The organism is Marinifilum fragile (assembly GCF_963677365.1).
Taxonomy (GTDB): domain Bacteria; phylum Bacteroidota; class Bacteroidia; order Bacteroidales; family Marinifilaceae; genus Marinifilum; species Marinifilum fragile.
The window spans coordinates 4,126,254-4,142,286 of sequence record NZ_OY781962.1 but is presented as its reverse complement, the minus strand read 5'-3'; the positions used below and the strand labels follow the sequence as shown (position 1 = coordinate 4,142,286).

Sequence of the window (16,033 nt, the reverse complement as noted above, 5' to 3'; positions counted from 1 at the left end):
TAAATCAAGTCACACATTAAAACCTCAATAATTATGAAAAAGTATTTACTCTTTTTTATCTTATTGGCTACTATTGTTTCATCTTGCTCAGAAGATAATTTTAAAGAGACTGAAAAGCCACAAAAAGAAGATGATGTAATTCAATCGGTTAACATTACCAATAATGCAGCTGATTTAAGTTCTCGTGTTACTTACAGCGATAAGTTGGTTATTGTAAATGATATTCCAGCCGGAACAACAAAATCGGTAAAATCAGATTTCGAAATTGATCCAACAAAAAACTATGCCTTTAAATTAAGAGCCGAAGTTGATGCTCCAAAGGTTAAAGGTGAATATGTTCAGGCAACACACGTTAAAATAGTTGATGACATGGCCTTTGTAACATACAACACCAAAGGTCCTGAATACAATGGTGGCGTTGAATTATTCAATATAGTCGACAAAACAAAGCCAATTCTTCAGGCGCAAGCTATGTTCCATGATGTAGACATAAGTGCTGTAGATTATTACAATGGGAAGCTCTATTTGGTGGGTGCTCATGATCCGGATACACCGGGATTTGTATATGATTCGCCAGCAATTCTTATTGAATTGGAACTTAGTTCATCAGGTGAAATCTTGTATGTATCTAACACATACGACATTGCCTCATATGTTGCAACTGACATTAAGGTAGATGATAACTACATCTATGTAACCAGTGGGTCCAATGGCAAACTTACCGTTTTAAATCACAATTTTACTTTAGCTGGATACAAGGATATTAATGATGCCAGATCTGTTGCAATCAATACTGACCATATCTATGTGTTAGAAGGAACAACTCCTCAGTTGCATAAATTCTCTATTACAGATTTATCAGGACCTGAATTTATTGGTCTGAATGGACCTGTTACGGCAGAATCGAAAACAGAAATCGACGTTACAAATAACTTATTGTTAGCTGCTTTGAATGAAGGTGGACTTGACATTAGAAATTTAGAAGGTGAGCTTCTTGAACATTTTGATAGACCACCTACACCAGAAGGAAGATTAGAAGAAAACTACGTAACCAATTCCGTTGCTTTAAACGATGAACTACTTTTGATTGGTAATGGTGGTGCAGGCTTATATGTAGGCGCTATCATTCCTGAAATGGATGATGAAGTATTGCTAATGGGTAGTATGGATTTTGATGCTTCTGTAAATTTTGTTGAATCAAAAGATGAATGCATTTTTGTTGCTGCAGGAACCGGTGGTCTTAAAATTTTAAGCATCGAACTGGATGAAGGTATTCCTGATGACATTATCCCTACTAAACCTTGTCCAACCTTAATTGACAACATTATTGCAATGTTCCCTAACAATAAGGACAATAGAGATGATCATGCTGACTTATTCACGGATGAAAACAAATTGATTCTGAAGTTGAAGAAAGAATCGCCTGTATATCTGACATTTATTGATGAAGGTGCTGGATGGAGAAATTCTTTGGCTTACTACACTTACGATGCTGGAAACCCACCAACTGGTGAAGATGAGATTGAACTTCATATGTTATTCCCTAATGTCTCGAAAGAAGGAGAAGGTGGAGGATTAAAATCTGGAGACAGAGTTCAATTGGGTGATGCAGCTTTCCCTGAAAATACAGTTATTGGTTTCTGCCTAGTTGCTAAAGGATGGAAAAATGGTACAACAACCGATGGTATATACAAGCACTATACCAACACAGAATTTAATGAGTTTGGAAACCAACAGCATGTTTTGTTCATAGAAAAGAATTGTAAGGATATCGTACTTTGTTTTGAAGATGTTAAACTTCCAGACGGAGATAAAGACTACAACGACATTATATTCGCAGTAACCGATAATGAAGAGGATAATCTAGTTGCAACCGCATTTGATACCGAAAACATTATCGAGAAATAATCACAACCACTTTGTTATGAAGATGCCAGCTCTATTGAGTTGGCATTTTTTATCCCAGAAAGTGAACCAAAATACTGGCCACAACAAAAGCAATAAACAAAATTTCCCTTAACCAGGAATATCTGCTTAAAACAAAATAATGGCTAATAATAAAGGTAGTAGGTATCAAAAGAAGAAAATACAATTCAGTCCCAGCCGAAGAAAAAATAAAATAGTTCCCAATCGCAGTTAAAAAGAATACAAACAAAATCATGAAGTATTTTCTCGAACTGATTTTCTTCTCTTCTACCACATTCGCCATAAATGCAGAAGCAATCAAAACAAAAGCAGCTAAAATACCCCAGTATACTTTCTGGAATATGGAATATTCGGCACTAAACTCAATTTTATACAAGGAGGCTACTGTTTGCAGTAATCCAGTCAAATCATCATTAAGAAAATACCAGCTTGATACAACAAATATAGGCAATAAAAATCCCACTAAACCGGCAAGAATCTCACGAGGTCGAAAGTATCCCAGAAATGCCAAAGCTACCCAAAACCATAAGAGATAAACACCCGAAAAAAGGTAGGTAACTGTAGCCAATCCAATAAACATTCCAGCTTCGAATGATTTAGCTAAGGTGTTTGATCCATGATATATAGCAAACACGCAATCAATAGCAAAAAACAGTAAGAAACTTGCCAATAGTGCTGGATGCATTCCATACAACGAAACAGTACCCGTTGCTATTAAAGCAAAAACAAAAGCTGGCAAATCGGTTCTTTGCCTGATAAAAACATATCGCTCGTTTAATCGCACTGAAAGCAACGACAAGAGAATTAAAATAATTGCTCCTACAATATTTAATGCGATAATGCTGTCCCCGGTAATTTGTTGGAGTAACTCGTAAAGTGGCATTTGACCTTGCCCGATAGTTAAGGATACTGGAGAAAGAAATGCTTTAATCCATAACAACAAGAGTAAAACTGGCACCAAAAACAATAACAAATAGTGCCTCCCTTTAAGCGTTTTTAGCAGCATGTAGAAACATTTAATTGCGGCTTCCATGATCTTGTTGGAAACCGCAATAGATTATTTTATAAGTCGAAACCGATATCTCTTCGGTAATATTTACCTTCAAAATCGATTAATTCAGCATTTTTAAAAGATGATGTCAAGGCTTCTTTCATGTTATCACCATAAGAACTAACCGAAATTACTCTACCACCATTGGTAACAACATCTCCATTAGAGTTTGTTGTTCCTGCATGGAAAACGATACTTCCTTCCACTTTTTCAAGATTCTTGATCGCTTTTCCTTTTTCGTAAGCTTCCGGATACCCTCCAGATACCAACATAACAGTTGAAACAGTTCTTGAATCCATTTCAAAATCCGCCTGATCCAATTCTTGCTTAGATACAGCTTCCATCAATTCCAATAGGTCTGATTTGATTCTAGGCATAATCACTTCAGTTTCCGGATCACCCATTCGCACATTGTATTCAATTACATAAGGATCTCCCTCCACATTCATCAGCCCAATAAATACAAATCCTTTATATGGGATATTGTCTTTTTGCAGACCTTCGATTGTTGGAGCAATTACACGCTCTTCAACTTTCTGCATAAAATCACCCTTTGCAAATGGAACCGGAGAAATAGCTCCCATACCACCAGTATTCAAACCTGTATCTCCTTCGCCTATTCTTTTGTAATCCTTGGCTTCGGCAAGAGTGCGGTATGATTTACCATCGGTTAAAACAAAAACAGACAATTCAATTCCTGATAAGAATTCTTCAATTACCACACGGTTTCCAGCATCGCCAAACATTCCGCCCAACATTTCTTTCAGTGAATTCTTAGCCTCATCAAGATCCTCAATAATCAAAACCCCTTTACCTGCTGCCAAACCATCAGCTTTTAAAACATACGGAGCTTTCATTGTCTCGAGAAAAGCCAATCCTTCATCTAGATTTTCCGTCGTTATACTTTTGTAGGCTGCAGTTGGGATATTGTGTCTGAACATGAATTCCTTTGCAAAATCCTTACTTCCTTCCAATTGAGCCCCCAATTTTTCTGGTCCAATCACAGGAATTTCTTTGATCTCCTCATCATTTAAAAAGAAATCGTGAATTCCATTCACCAATGGATCTTCAGGGCCAACAACCACCATGTTGATATTATTGCCCAAAACAAACTTCTTAATGCCATCAAAATCATTTGGATTAAGATTTACATTTTCTGCAATTTCTGCCGTCCCTGCATTTCCAGGTGCAACAAAAAGTTTTTCCAGTTTTTTGCTTTGATTGAATTTCCATGCGAATGCATGCTCTCGGCCTCCTGACCCCAAAAGAAGTACTTTCATCTGTCAAATAAATTGAATATCATCATTAATACTAGCATTTAAGCATGATCGGTAAAGATGATTTTGTTATAAAATGGTATTGATCGACAGCAAATTTAAGGATTCAATTGCAGTTATCCTGACTGATATGCAATGAATTTGCATTTTTCTAATGGCAAACGCCAAATTCATATCCTTGCGCATGTAATTCATCGATTAAACGAGGAATGGTATAGCGCATATTCTTTTCTGATTTTAGATGATTGTGGAAAAGAAGTATTGAACCGGGACGCACTTTTTCCAATACATCTCGATAACATCTCTCAGGAGAAATATCTTGTCTGTAATCGCCGCTTAATACATCCCACATTATGATTTTATAATCAGTTTGCAGATACTTTGCTTGCGAGCGTTTAATTAATCCATATGGTGGACGAAATAACTTAGAATCGATAAATTCAGAAGCCAAAATAACATTCTCAACATACTTTTGCGTATTGTTGTACCATCCCCTAAGGTGATTGTGAGTATGATTCCCCACTGCATGCCCATCATCTACAATTTTTTGATACAGATTCGGATACTTACGAACATTGTCTCCTACGCAAAAGAAAGTTGCCCTTATTCCTTTCTCTTTTAACAAATCCAAAGTCCACATCGTAGATTCTGGAATTGGACCATCATCAAAAGTCAGATAAACCTTTTTCTCACCTGAATTGTACCTCCACACAAAGTCGGGAAATAACCTTCTGATTATTCCCGGCGCTCTCAACCACCTTAACATCATTATCCCTTCCTATAATTCCCTAACAACCTCTTAAATTCCAATTCAATTTTCTTGTTCAGATCTACCTGTTCGTATCGTGCCGTAATTTGATACAACTCCTGCATCAAGTACAAATTTCTGTTTTGCCAACGAGGATATTCTGATGTCGAAACTGGAGTCAGGCTGGCATAATAATCCAACTCTTGCACCAAACGTTCCGAAACCTCTTGAACCAACTGATTTGCCTTTTCATATTCCGCAGCTCGATAGTAAGCTTTTGCGATTAAAACTCCCCAATAATCCAAAGGAACTCTATCATTTGGGATCAACTCCACACACTTATCAAGTGCCATAACAGCTGAATCTCTTTTTCCCTCATCCATTAAAGTCTCTGCCAATCGCAAATAATTATTGCGCATACTCAAAGTCATTCTAGAACAAGTTTCATCCAAATATACATCAGGATCTTCTATATTTCCCCACCTAAATTTTTCAAGCATGTTGGTATACATCTTCGATCCATTAACTCTACCAACTTGCCCATCTTCGTTTTCTGTTTTTATTGGAACCAATCGATAAGCAAATCCTTCTAACTGGAAATATTTTTCCAATCCATAATAACCATTCGATGGAACCGTAATTGCAAAATACATTGGTCTTTTCCAATTGTTTTCCAACAGCATATTATACAAGCATAATCCAGCTTTCTCAATATAATTTCCTTTTATCTCCCACTCCAACTGATCCACAATCAAAGCAGAATCTTTCTCATTTGCTGTACCAGTTTTTAGAATTTGTTCCCTGTCAACTGCCATTCTAAATTTACTGGCAGGAAAGTGATCAATCCTTTCATCATAACCATAAATGTTTTTGGTACTTTCCTTATCGCTTAAAACATACTCCAAGGCATCTTTAATATCCAATCCATTATACTTCTCTACATAAGCTTTCAGTCTTGGATCATCTATCAAATAAACAATATCTCGCTTTCCTTCCAGGTATTTATCTTTTGTCATTGATATTGGAAGTGGTGCCGAATCGTAGTTCTGCTGCTTCATTTGATCGATATACCAATCCGTAGACAGGTAGCTCAAATTGCAAACACGAACATCGGTGCGAATTCCCTCTACTTCCTGCAAATACCAAAGTGGGAAAGTATCATTATCACCCATGGTGAATAGAATAGCATTGGGTTCACAAGAATTTAGATAATTGTAAGCCATATCGCGAGCCAAATATCTTCCCGATCTATCGTGATCATCCCAATTTTGTTGAGCCATTAATCCCGGAACAGCGACAAAACAAAGTGCGAATACAGCAGGAACTGCAATTTTCTCTGATTTTAGAACCTTCTTGCTAACTTCCAACACAGCTAAAAAGCCCAAGCCAATCCAAATGGCAAAAGCATAAAACGATCCTGCATAGGCATAATCTCTTTCTCGAGGTTGTAAAGGAGGTTGATTCAAATACAATACAATAGCAATTCCGGTAAACACAAACAAAAGCATGATTACCCAAAAGTCTTTCTGACCTGCACTGCTCTTACGATATTGATAAAGCAATCCTGCAATTCCCAATAATAATGGCAGGAAATAATACTTGTTACTTCCTCTATTATTTTTCATATGATCAGGACGAAGAGATTGATCACCCAATCGCATATTGTCGATAAATGGAATTCCCGATATCCAGTTTCCTTCTACCACTCCTCCATACGATTGTTTATCCGATTGTCTGCCTACAAAGTTCCACAAGAAATAGCGAACATACATGTAATTCACCTGGTAAGAGAAGAAGAATTTTAAATTCTGACCAAAGCTTGGTTTTTCTTTCTGATCAGGATTAATACCAGTCCATTTGGCATACTCTTCAGGATTCTTTCCTGTCATCCCTTTGGTGTGCATTCTAGGAAAAATTGATTTGTGCGAATCTTTAAAATTTGCCTTTGTTTTCTCGAACGAAACCACATATTTTCCATCCTTCTTAATGTACACATTCTTATCTTTTACAAATCGTTTATTTTCAACCAAAGGCGAATTAAAATACTGCCCATAGATTAATGGTGTATCACCATATTGCTCACGATTTAAATAGGATAGTAAGGTATGTAAATCTTCAGGATTGTTCTGATCCAAACTAGGATTTGCATTGGATCGAATCATAATTACTGCATAGGATGAATATCCAATTAAAACAACCGTAAATGCCATCAGAATTGTATTGGCAAGAACTTTTTGCTTTTGAATGGTATATCGAACTCCCCAAACAATTGCTCCAATTACAGCGAGTATGAATATGATTAAGCCAGAATTAAATGGCAGTCCAATTACATTTACAAAGAACAGATCGAACAAGAATGCAAGTTTCACAACTCCAGGAATAATAACATACATGGCTCCACCAAGTAAGAGTATCGCCAACCCAAGAGCTTTGATAATTCCATTTCGTGTAGGAGTGTAGTTCTTAAAGTAGTACACCATTACAATGGCTGGTATCGCCAATAGATTCAACAGGTGAACTCCAATTGACAAACCCATTAAGTAAGCAATCAAAATAATCCATCGGTTGGCATAAGCCTTATCCGATTCGTTCTCCCATTTTAAAATACACCAAAATACAACTGCCGTAAATAGAGATGATGTTGCATACACCTCTCCTTCTACTGCCGAAAACCAAAAAGTATCGGAAAAAGTATAAGCCATTGCGCCAATAAAACCGGCACCAATAATTTTCCAAACTTGCATTCCAACAGGATCTTCCTTACTGGAAACAAGTTTTTTTGCCAAATGTGTTATGGTCCAAAACAAGAACAAAATTGTAAAGGCACTTACAATGCCCGAAAGTGCATTAATCATTAATGCTACATTCTCGGTTCCCCCTGCAAACAATGCAAAAAATCGTGCTAATATCATAAAAAATGGTGCTCCCGGAGGATGACCAATTTGTAATTTGTATGATGCAGTTATAAACTCTCCACAATCCCAGAAACTAACAGTAGGTTCAAGAGTTAAGAGATAAACGATGGCCGCGATTGCAAATGACAACCAACCAAAAAGCACATTGATTTTTTGATATTTGTTCATATCAGGCGAAATAAGGGTTTTATTAAATGGTGATTAAGCATCGAAGATACTACTTTCCGAAAAAAGTATTGTTTTTAATTATGTGAAAAAAACTTAAAATAAAACTGTGACTTATTGTAAATCTGATACCGACAAGTACTTTTCCCTTATCAATCCTAATAATTTAATGATTAAACCAAATTCAAAAAAAATGGCCGTCACAACAATGACGGCCATTCTCTATATAAGTTTTAGATATTATTCTGCGTAGGACTTAAACAAAAGTTCAAATTTCTGTTGTGTTTTGTCCTTCAATTCCTTTTGCTCACCCATTTCAGCTAGGCCCAACAGCATCTGCACAACTCTAATCTCTCTCTCCTGTTCGTTTCGGAAACTCTTAGCCAATTCTGGTTGCAATGAGAAGTAATAATTCAATTTATCGTAGGATTGCTGTGCCATCTCATCAAATAAAGCATTTGCCTTATCTACAGCACCAGCTCTGTAATACTCTTGAATAAATCCAATCAAGCTATTGTCATATGGAATCTTACTGGTTGGCAACTCTTCCATACATCTATCCAATACTTTAACTGCTTTTTCCATTTTTCCCTCATCGTTTAACTGGCTTGCCAAACGACTGTAGTTGGAACGGAAACTCATGATATTAATGGTTAAGATATGGAATTGATCCATGTATACATCTGGTTCTTTGATACGACCAAATTCAAACTTGTTCATGAAATTATCATACAGAATATCCGTATCAATTCGTCCAATTTCCAATCCATTAGATTTTGTTTCGATTGGAACCAAACGATAAGCTGCTCCTTCTAACTGGAAATATTTTTCCAAACCTAAGAAACTGCTTGTTCCCATACCAACCGAGAAATAAATTGGTCGTTCCCAATTGTTATTGGCAATAATATCATAAACCATGATATCATTCTTATACAGATAATTTCTCTTGATTTTCCAATCTAATTTCTTCTTAATCAAATGTGCATCATCAGGTCGAACTGTACCGTTGTTCACTACCTTAGCCGAATCCACCGGGATGTATACATTTCTTCCTGGGAAGTAATCCAACTTTCTGCCAGTTTGCATTTCAACTTTGGAAGCTTTGTTGTCGCTTGCAACAAAATTCAACATTTCCTGCAACGATTCTTCACCTTCTAAGCGTTCAAGAATAGGTATTTGCTCGCGTTTTCCTGGCTCTACCTTTTCTGGTCCAAAACTCATCGGAATAGGATCTGAATCATAAGCCTTGTTACGCATTTGATTGATGTACCAATCTCCAGCTAAAAGACTCAAATTCACGATTCGGATATCTCGGCGAATCCCTTCCACTTCCTGCGCATACCACAATGGGAAAGTATCATTATCACCATAGGTAAACAAGATGGCATTTGGCGCACAAGAGTTCAAATAATTCTTTGCATAAGCCAAAGTTGCATAACGGCCCGAACGATCATGATCATCCCAGTTTTGTTGTGCCATTAATCCCGGAACGGCTACTAAACACAATCCAGTAATTAAACCTGCACTTAAAACTTCAGGCATTTTCTTTTTCAAGCTTTGATACAAGCCCATTACACCAAGACCAATCCATATCGCGAAAGCATAGAACGAACCTGCATAAGCATAATCACGCTCACGGGGTTGTTGCGGATACTGATTCAGGTAAACCACAATGGCCAATCCAGTAAAAAAGAACAACAACATCACAATAGAGAAATCCTGCTTTCCTTTCTTGCCTGATCTAAACTGGTAAATCAAACCAATTAATCCCAGTATAAATGGCAGGAAGAAATAGTTATTGCGCGATTTCTTATTCTTTAACTCAGGATACAATTTATCTTCGTTTCCAACTTTTGCTCTATCAACAAATGGGATACCCGATACCCAATTCCCATGCAAAATTCCACCATGGCCTTGAATGTCGTTCTGACGACCAACAAAATTCCACATAAAATATCGCCAATACATCCATCCAACCTGGTACTTAAAGAAAAACTGAAGGTTTGATCCAAAACTTGGTTTGTAAGCCACTTCGCCATTGCTCAATGCAATTGGGTTATCTTTTTTCACATTGCCCCAAAACTCATACTCTCTAACATGATTATCGCGAGAAGAGTACATACGAGGGAAAAGAGTTTCGAAACGAGGGTCGAACTCATATTTTTGCTTGCGCGATGCAATTACATATTTGTTATTTTTCTGAATGTAATTCGGTTTGGTTTCCACCAAATCAACAGCAGGAGCATTGTAATACTCACCATACATCAATGGTCTGTCGCCATATTGCTCGCGATTCAAATAAGAAAGCAATGCAAATACATTATCCGGATTATTCTCATCCATTGGTGGATTTGCCGACGAACGAATTACAATCATTGCAAATGATGAGTAACCAATTACAATCACCATAAAAGCAGTTACAATAGTATTTAAAACCACATAGTTCTTTTTAATGGTATAGTTAATTGCCCAAATCACAAAAGAAATCAGCAATACTGCATACACCATTACACCTGTATTGTAAGGCAATCCAAATCCGTTTACAAACATCAACTCGAACCACGATGCTACTTTTACAACACCAGGAATAACGCCATACATCACTACTCCTAAAATGGCTACCGCAATAGCTCCTGCAGCGATAATTCCATTGCGAGTAGGTTCATACTTTTTAAAGTAATACACAAAAACAATGGCAGGAATGGCAAGCAAGTTCAATAAGTGAACCCCAATCGACAATCCCATTAGGTAAGCAATCAAAATAATCCAACGGTTGGCGTACTTCTCATCAGCCACATCCTCCCATTTTAACATTGCCCAGAAAACAATTGCTGTAAACAATGAAGACAATGCATAAACCTCACCTTCTACTGCCGAAAACCAAAAGGTATCAGAAAAAGTATAAGCCAAAGCTCCAACCATTCCGGTTCCCATAATTGCAAATAGATTTCCTTTAGAAAGTTCTTCGCCCTTGTCAACTAATTTTTTCGCAAGATGAGTAATCGTCCAGAACAAAAACAGAATTGTAAATGCTGAAGCCAAAGCAGACATTACATTTACCATTAAAGCAGCTTCGGAAGGACTTGGTGCAAAAAGTGCAAAAAATCGAGCCATAATCATAAAAAGAGGGGCTCCTGGAGGGTGACCAACCTCTAAACCATAAGCTGTGGTAATAAATTCTCCACAATCCCATAAACTGGCAGTTGGCTCAATAGTTAACAAGTAAGTAATGGCAGCTATAAAAAAAGCTACCCATCCTAACACATTATTAACCAATTTGTAATTCGACTTCATCTTGTGTGTATTTTTGTTTTTTTAATTGATTCGTAGTGAAATAATCTGAACGAAAATAGTCAAATTTCAGGGTTTCCCTTGAATTCCTACAGAATATTTTTCCGATTTTGTTTGCACACAAAAAAAAATTACTACATTTGCAGAGTCTTTACGAAAAGACGCATTATGATTGACCCATGGTGTAATGGTAACACATCTGGTTTTGGTCCAGACGTTTAAGGTTCGAGTCCTTATGGGTCAACTTAAAAAAGCTTCGAAATTTACTTTCGAAGCTTTTTTTGTATTCATACTTATGTATCATATTTGGACTCCCAATTGAAATTCGGAGCAATTGAAATTCGGAGCAATTGAATTTCCATATTAGGCATCGAAAAAATCCATTCGCAAAACACCCCTCTGGCTATCGCCTCCCGAAATCTTTCGGGATCCCCCAAAAGGGAGGAATTTAATTCGATCTTAGAACTTCAAAATATTTAAAGCATTATTTTCTCTGTACTTTTCCACATTTCCAGACTCTTCAGGACTTTTCAAGACTTTTATACTACTTTGGTAAACCTAAAACTGCCGGCGATTCCCTGATCATCCAAACTTTCTCCCTCAATAATGGTTTCATTAATCATCATTCCTTCCCAGGAGTCCAATTCATATCTTATATCGTAATCGGCATGGATGATATCATATTCAGTGGCTCTTATTTTTATTCTATTCTGGTAGATTTCTCCTTCGATTTTTTCCTGAATCATGAAAGTTTCATCGGAATCGGCATTCTCCGAAAAAATAATTTTGCCAGACAATTTCTTTCCTTCCTGCACCAAAATTAATTCTCCCTGTGCCGTACCATAGCCATAATCCTCTTCGTAAATCCACTTTCCAGTTAAAGATTCAATTTTTTTTTCTTCCATTTCCAAACCTCTTTCAAATTGACAATGAGAAGCATTCAAGTGCTCCTATTTCCTAATGCAAAAATCTTCGCAATATTTTTGTAATTTTTCGTTTTGACGTAAAAATATTTCCACTATATTTGCAGCGTCTTAGTCAGAAAATGACTGTATGGTATTGACCCATGGTGTAATGGTAACACATCTGGTTTTGGTCCAGACGTTTAAGGTTCGAGTCCTTATGGGTCAACTTAAAAGCTTCGAAATTACTTCGGAGCTTTTTTTTATTTTATCCCATTACCTGATTTCAAATCCCAAATATCTCTTCACTCCTGCATCACAAATATTAATGCGATCAACCCTGGCCCAGTCTGGTCCTTTCTTACACCACTCGCAAAACAATTCAACAGCCAATTCATCCCCTTCTGCCTCTACATAAACTGTTCCGTTTACCTGGTTCTTAACAAAACCATTCACACCAAAACGCTGCGCCGCTTTTCTGGTATGATAACGAAATCCAACTCCTTGTACTTTTCCAAAAACGGTGATATTTACTGATTTTTCTGCCACAAACAAATCAATTACAATTTTGAATTACGAAGTTAAGAAAATTAGATTAGTTTACAGACTTGAATGAAATTCCACCTCTCAGCCTGCCTTCAATTGAATTCTTTGCACTTCGAGTTTAATGTTTCCCTTAATAAAGGAAAACTGTCGACAGACTAAGGAGTGAAATGATATGAATAGCCTTGAAAACACCCCTCTCCCTATCGAAATCTCCCCTAAAAGGGAGAACTCTATACCCAGCTTACCAGATATTCAGATTTCCCATTTCCATTATTTCTAGTGCAAAGACGTTGCATGCAACCTCACTACGTATTATTTTTGCCATCATGATCCAATACGACGAACCATTATTCCGCCCGCCAAGCGAGGCCTATTCCTTTATACTTCAGGTAACACTAGGATGTGCCTGGAACAAGTGTGCATTTTGCGAAATGTACAGCAGCAAGCAATTTCGCACTCGCAAAGAAGAAGATATTTTTGCCGATATTGACTCTATGCAGCCCTATGCCAATCATTATCGCAAGGTATTTTTGGCTGATGGCAATGCAATGGTATTATCCTTTGACAAGCTTTCTCGCATATTGAACAAATTAAATGAGAAGTTTCCAAGATTGACTCGTGTATCAGCCTATGCTTTGCCTAAAGATATTGAAGCCAAAACTGATGAAGAGCTACAACAATTGGCGGCAAAAGGATTAAAACTGCTTTACGTAGGAATCGAATCGGGTGATGATGAATTGTTGGGAAGAATCAACAAATCGGAAAATTACGAGAGTACTTCCAAAGCTTTAAAAAGAGCTCGTGCAGCAGGAATTAAACTTTCGGTAATGATTTTAAACGGACTGGGTGGTAAAAACTACTCAAACCAGCATGCCTTAAATTCTGCCAAGGTAATCAACGAAATTCAACCAGAGTTTCTTTCAACCTTGGTTTTGAGCTATCCTTATGGCGAAGATCATTTTGCCAAAAAGTTCGATGGTAAATTTATTCCTTTGAATACCGTTGAGCTGATTGCCGAAATGAAAATCTTTATTGAAAATCTGGAACTGGAATCAACTGTTTTCCGCAGCGACCATGCTTCCAACTATTTGGTTTTGCGTGGCAATTTCCCACGCGACAAACAGGAAATGCTCGATAGAATTAATGCAGTTCTCGACGATCCTGCCAATGCAAGATTGCGCGAGGAATGGATGAGAGGATTGTAAAAATTAACTCCTGTGAATTATATCTATCGAAAAATATTAAAGAAGAGTCTATCCAGTTTACACCGAATAGACTCTTTTTAGAAAATAAGCAAAGAGACTAAGATAATGGAACCAAGCTAGTATTTACGATCTCATCGATGATATCCTTTCGATTGTTAAAACGCTCCTTAAGCCAGTTTAATAACTTTTCCTGATCATATTCATCCAGCCAATTCATCGATTTAATTAACTCTTTTCGAAATAAATTTTCCTGATCGGCAACAGCCTGCAAAACAAACTTCTGATGTTCTAACATATCTGATAATTATTTAATTATTAGAAAATCTACTTAATATCTATAATTACATCTAAATCAATTGTACCTATTCACCAATACCAAAGGCGTAATAATATTGTCCAGGATAATCAGGGTAAACTCCTTTAAGCATCACACCTCCCGACTTCCCTTTCAGAACGGCCTTTAAGTCTTTCAGGCTTTCTACACGTTTATCATTCACATGTGTAATTACAAAACCCTCCTTCATATTGGTCTGATTTCGCAGCAAGCCGGAATTTAGCTTTTCAATCATTAAACCTGTTGGCACATCCAGTTTTGAAGCTTTTTCTTCATTTACTTCAATGATTTCAGCTCCTAGTTTGGAAAGGATATCCTGTTGATTATTGCTGCTAATTTCACTTTCGCCCTGCGCATTCTTTAAAGTAACCTCAAACTCTTTGGTTTTTCCAAAACGATTTACTCCTACCAACAATTGATCTCCCGGACGGTGCTGACCAATAATTTCGAGCAAATCAGAAGATGTCTTTACCTTATTCTTGTTCACTTTAACAATCACATCTCCCTTTTGAAGGCCTGCCTCTTTTGCAGAGCTTTCATTCATAAGGCTATCAACATACACCCCCTCGGTAATATCCAATTCTTTTTCTTTGGCAAAGTTTCCATCTACACTTCGGATGGTGATTCCCATATAACCTCGCTGAACAAATCCGTATTCTAGAATATCTTCAACAACCTTACTCACAATATTCGATGGAATCGCAAATCCATAACCTGAATAAGAACCTGTTGGACTCGCAATAGCAGTATTAATACCTATTAATCCTCCTTTTAGATTTACCAATGCTCCACCACTATTTCCAGGGTTGATTGCCGCATCGGTCTGGATAAAGGATTCTATAGCCGATTGCGACTGCAGGATATTAATATTTCTGCCTTTTGCACTAACGATACCCGCTGTTACTGTCGAATTTAAATTAAAAGGATTTCCAACTGCCAAAACCCACTCTCCAATTTCCACATCATCAGAGTTTACAAATGGTACGTAAGACAATTTCCTTTCTTTAATTTGAATCACAGCCAAATCGGTTGTTGGATCGGTTCCAATCACCTTCGCTTTGTACACCCTATTATCGTGTAAACTCACTTCAATATCTTCAGCACCATCAATTACATGATTGTTGGTAACAATGTATCCATCGGAGCTAATAATGACTCCCGAGCCAGTTCCCACTCTGGTATATGGTCCTCTTTGCTGCGGTGTTCTTTGTTCGAACTTAAAGTGTGGACCAAAAAAATCTTTCAGCATATTGTCGTTGAAAAAGTCTCTAAAAGGCGACGAAACTTCCTGTCTACTTTGAGTTCCTTGAATATGGGTTGATTTAATATGCACCACAGCATCCATCACTTTCTTGGATACATCAGTAAATTGCAAGGGAACCACTTCCCCATTATGGTTTACCGTGTATGCTGCACCAACAACGGGTGCAGAATCTATATGCTTAATGGTATAGGTTTTATCTTCCTTATTAAAGAAAATAAATCCAACAGATGTAATTGCACTGGCAATGAATGCAACTATAAATAATTGAGCAATTTTCTTCATAACAAATCACTTTAATGTTTAAAATCTTACTACTAGCTTGATAACTGCCGAATACACAACTAAATTAAACGCCACTCAATGACGCAAAACATGTATTGGCTCAATGGGCATTGGAAGGTCAAGTTGC

At 37.1% G+C, this 16,033-nt stretch carries 11 protein-coding genes and 2 tRNA genes; 4 read left to right on the top strand and 9 right to left on the bottom strand.

What is annotated here, in order from left to right:
• Window positions 1-33: 33 nt before the first annotated feature.
• Complete coding sequence (locus ACKPCA_RS16630; protein ID WP_321280087.1) at window positions 34-1,908, top strand: DUF4114 domain-containing protein; 1,875 nt, start codon at window positions 34-36, stop codon at window positions 1,906-1,908.
• A 49-nt stretch (window positions 1,909-1,957) separates the two neighbouring features.
• On the opposite strand, the gene ACKPCA_RS16625 is transcribed toward ACKPCA_RS16630, so the two are convergent.
• From ACKPCA_RS16625 to ACKPCA_RS16605, 5 genes are all read right to left on the bottom strand, one after another.
• A complete protein-coding gene (locus ACKPCA_RS16625) occupies window positions 1,958-2,932 on the bottom strand; it encodes a hypothetical protein (protein ID WP_321280086.1) in 975 nt (324 codons plus the stop codon).
• 56 nt (window positions 2,933-2,988) lie between these two features.
• Window positions 2,989-4,257: a phosphoribosylamine--glycine ligase gene (purD, locus tag ACKPCA_RS16620; RefSeq protein WP_321280085.1), complete on the bottom strand. Its 1,269-nt coding sequence runs from the start codon at window positions 4,255-4,257 to the stop codon at window positions 2,989-2,991.
• Between the two features lie 148 nt (window positions 4,258-4,405).
• Window positions 4,406-5,023, bottom strand: coding sequence for a polysaccharide deacetylase family protein (locus ACKPCA_RS16615; RefSeq protein WP_321280084.1), 618 nt, complete (start codon window positions 5,021-5,023; stop codon window positions 4,406-4,408).
• Window positions 5,023-8,085 carry a DUF2723 domain-containing protein gene (locus ACKPCA_RS16610; protein ID WP_321280083.1) on the bottom strand — a complete coding sequence of 1,021 codons (3,063 nt, stop codon included), beginning with the start codon at window positions 8,083-8,085 and terminating at the stop codon, window positions 5,023-5,025. Before ACKPCA_RS16610 ends, ACKPCA_RS16615 begins: the two co-directional genes overlap by 1 nt.
• A gap of 237 nt (window positions 8,086-8,322) precedes the next feature.
• Window positions 8,323-11,376, bottom strand: a complete 3,054-nt coding sequence (locus ACKPCA_RS16605; protein ID WP_321280082.1) for a glycosyltransferase family 117 protein — start codon at window positions 11,374-11,376, stop codon at window positions 8,323-8,325.
• A gap of 170 nt (window positions 11,377-11,546) precedes the next feature.
• Between ACKPCA_RS16605 and ACKPCA_RS16600 the strand changes: the two genes are divergently transcribed.
• A tRNA-Gln gene (locus ACKPCA_RS16600) sits at window positions 11,547-11,617 on the top strand.
• 295 nt (window positions 11,618-11,912) lie between these two features.
• Here the strand turns inward: ACKPCA_RS16600 and ACKPCA_RS16595 are convergent.
• Entirely contained in the window at window positions 11,913-12,278 is a 366-nt protein-coding gene (locus ACKPCA_RS16595; protein WP_054722886.1) for a hypothetical protein, read from the bottom strand.
• 155 nt (window positions 12,279-12,433) lie between these two features.
• On the opposite strand from ACKPCA_RS16595, the gene ACKPCA_RS16590 reads away from it, so the two are divergent.
• Window positions 12,434-12,504, top strand: a tRNA-Gln gene (locus ACKPCA_RS16590).
• Between the two features lie 47 nt (window positions 12,505-12,551).
• Here the strand turns inward: ACKPCA_RS16590 and ACKPCA_RS16585 are convergent.
• Window positions 12,552-12,824: an acylphosphatase gene (locus ACKPCA_RS16585; protein WP_321280081.1), complete on the bottom strand. Its 273-nt coding sequence runs from the start codon at window positions 12,822-12,824 to the stop codon at window positions 12,552-12,554.
• Window positions 12,825-13,147: 323 nt separating this feature from the next.
• Here ACKPCA_RS16585 and ACKPCA_RS16580 point away from each other — a divergent pair, with 323 nt between their 5' ends.
• Window positions 13,148-14,026 (top strand): radical SAM protein, encoded by an 879-nt coding sequence (locus ACKPCA_RS16580; protein ID WP_321280080.1) that lies wholly within the window; start codon window positions 13,148-13,150, stop codon window positions 14,024-14,026.
• Between the two features lie 97 nt (window positions 14,027-14,123).
• Here the strand turns inward: ACKPCA_RS16580 and ACKPCA_RS16575 are convergent, their stop codons facing one another.
• Both ACKPCA_RS16575 and ACKPCA_RS16570 read right to left on the bottom strand, forming a co-directional pair.
• The gene (locus ACKPCA_RS16575; protein ID WP_054722882.1) at window positions 14,124-14,321 is read right to left on the bottom strand and encodes a hypothetical protein; all 198 of its coding nucleotides are present in this window, start codon (window positions 14,319-14,321) and stop codon (window positions 14,124-14,126) included.
• Between the two features lie 67 nt (window positions 14,322-14,388).
• Window positions 14,389-15,906 carry a Do family serine endopeptidase gene (locus ACKPCA_RS16570; RefSeq protein ID WP_321280079.1) on the bottom strand — a complete coding sequence of 506 codons (1,518 nt, stop codon included), beginning with the start codon at window positions 15,904-15,906 and terminating at the stop codon, window positions 14,389-14,391.
• Window positions 15,907-16,033 lie beyond the last annotated feature (127 nt).

Coding starts and splice junctions, on each gene's coding strand:
- ACKPCA_RS16625 (WP_321280086.1), bottom strand. CDS start 2,932: ATGCTGCTAAAAACGCTTAAAGGGAGGCACTATTTGTTATTGTTTTTG.
- ACKPCA_RS16610 (WP_321280083.1), bottom strand. CDS start 8,085: ATGAACAAATATCAAAAAATCAATGTGCTTTTTGGTTGGTTGTCATTT.
- ACKPCA_RS16570 (WP_321280079.1), bottom strand. CDS start 15,906: ATGAAGAAAATTGCTCAATTATTTATAGTTGCATTCATTGCCAGTGCA.
- ACKPCA_RS16580 (WP_321280080.1), top strand. CDS start 13,148: ATGATCCAATACGACGAACCATTATTCCGCCCGCCAAGCGAGGCCTAT.
- ACKPCA_RS16605 (WP_321280082.1), bottom strand. CDS start 11,376: ATGAAGTCGAATTACAAATTGGTTAATAATGTGTTAGGATGGGTAGCT.
- ACKPCA_RS16630 (WP_321280087.1), top strand. CDS start 34: ATGAAAAAGTATTTACTCTTTTTTATCTTATTGGCTACTATTGTTTCA.
- ACKPCA_RS16595 (WP_054722886.1), bottom strand. CDS start 12,278: ATGGAAGAAAAAAAAATTGAATCTTTAACTGGAAAGTGGATTTACGAA.
- ACKPCA_RS16615 (WP_321280084.1), bottom strand. CDS start 5,023: ATGATGTTAAGGTGGTTGAGAGCGCCGGGAATAATCAGAAGGTTATTT.
- purD (WP_321280085.1), bottom strand. CDS start 4,257: ATGAAAGTACTTCTTTTGGGGTCAGGAGGCCGAGAGCATGCATTCGCA.
- ACKPCA_RS16575 (WP_054722882.1), bottom strand. CDS start 14,321: ATGTTAGAACATCAGAAGTTTGTTTTGCAGGCTGTTGCCGATCAGGAA.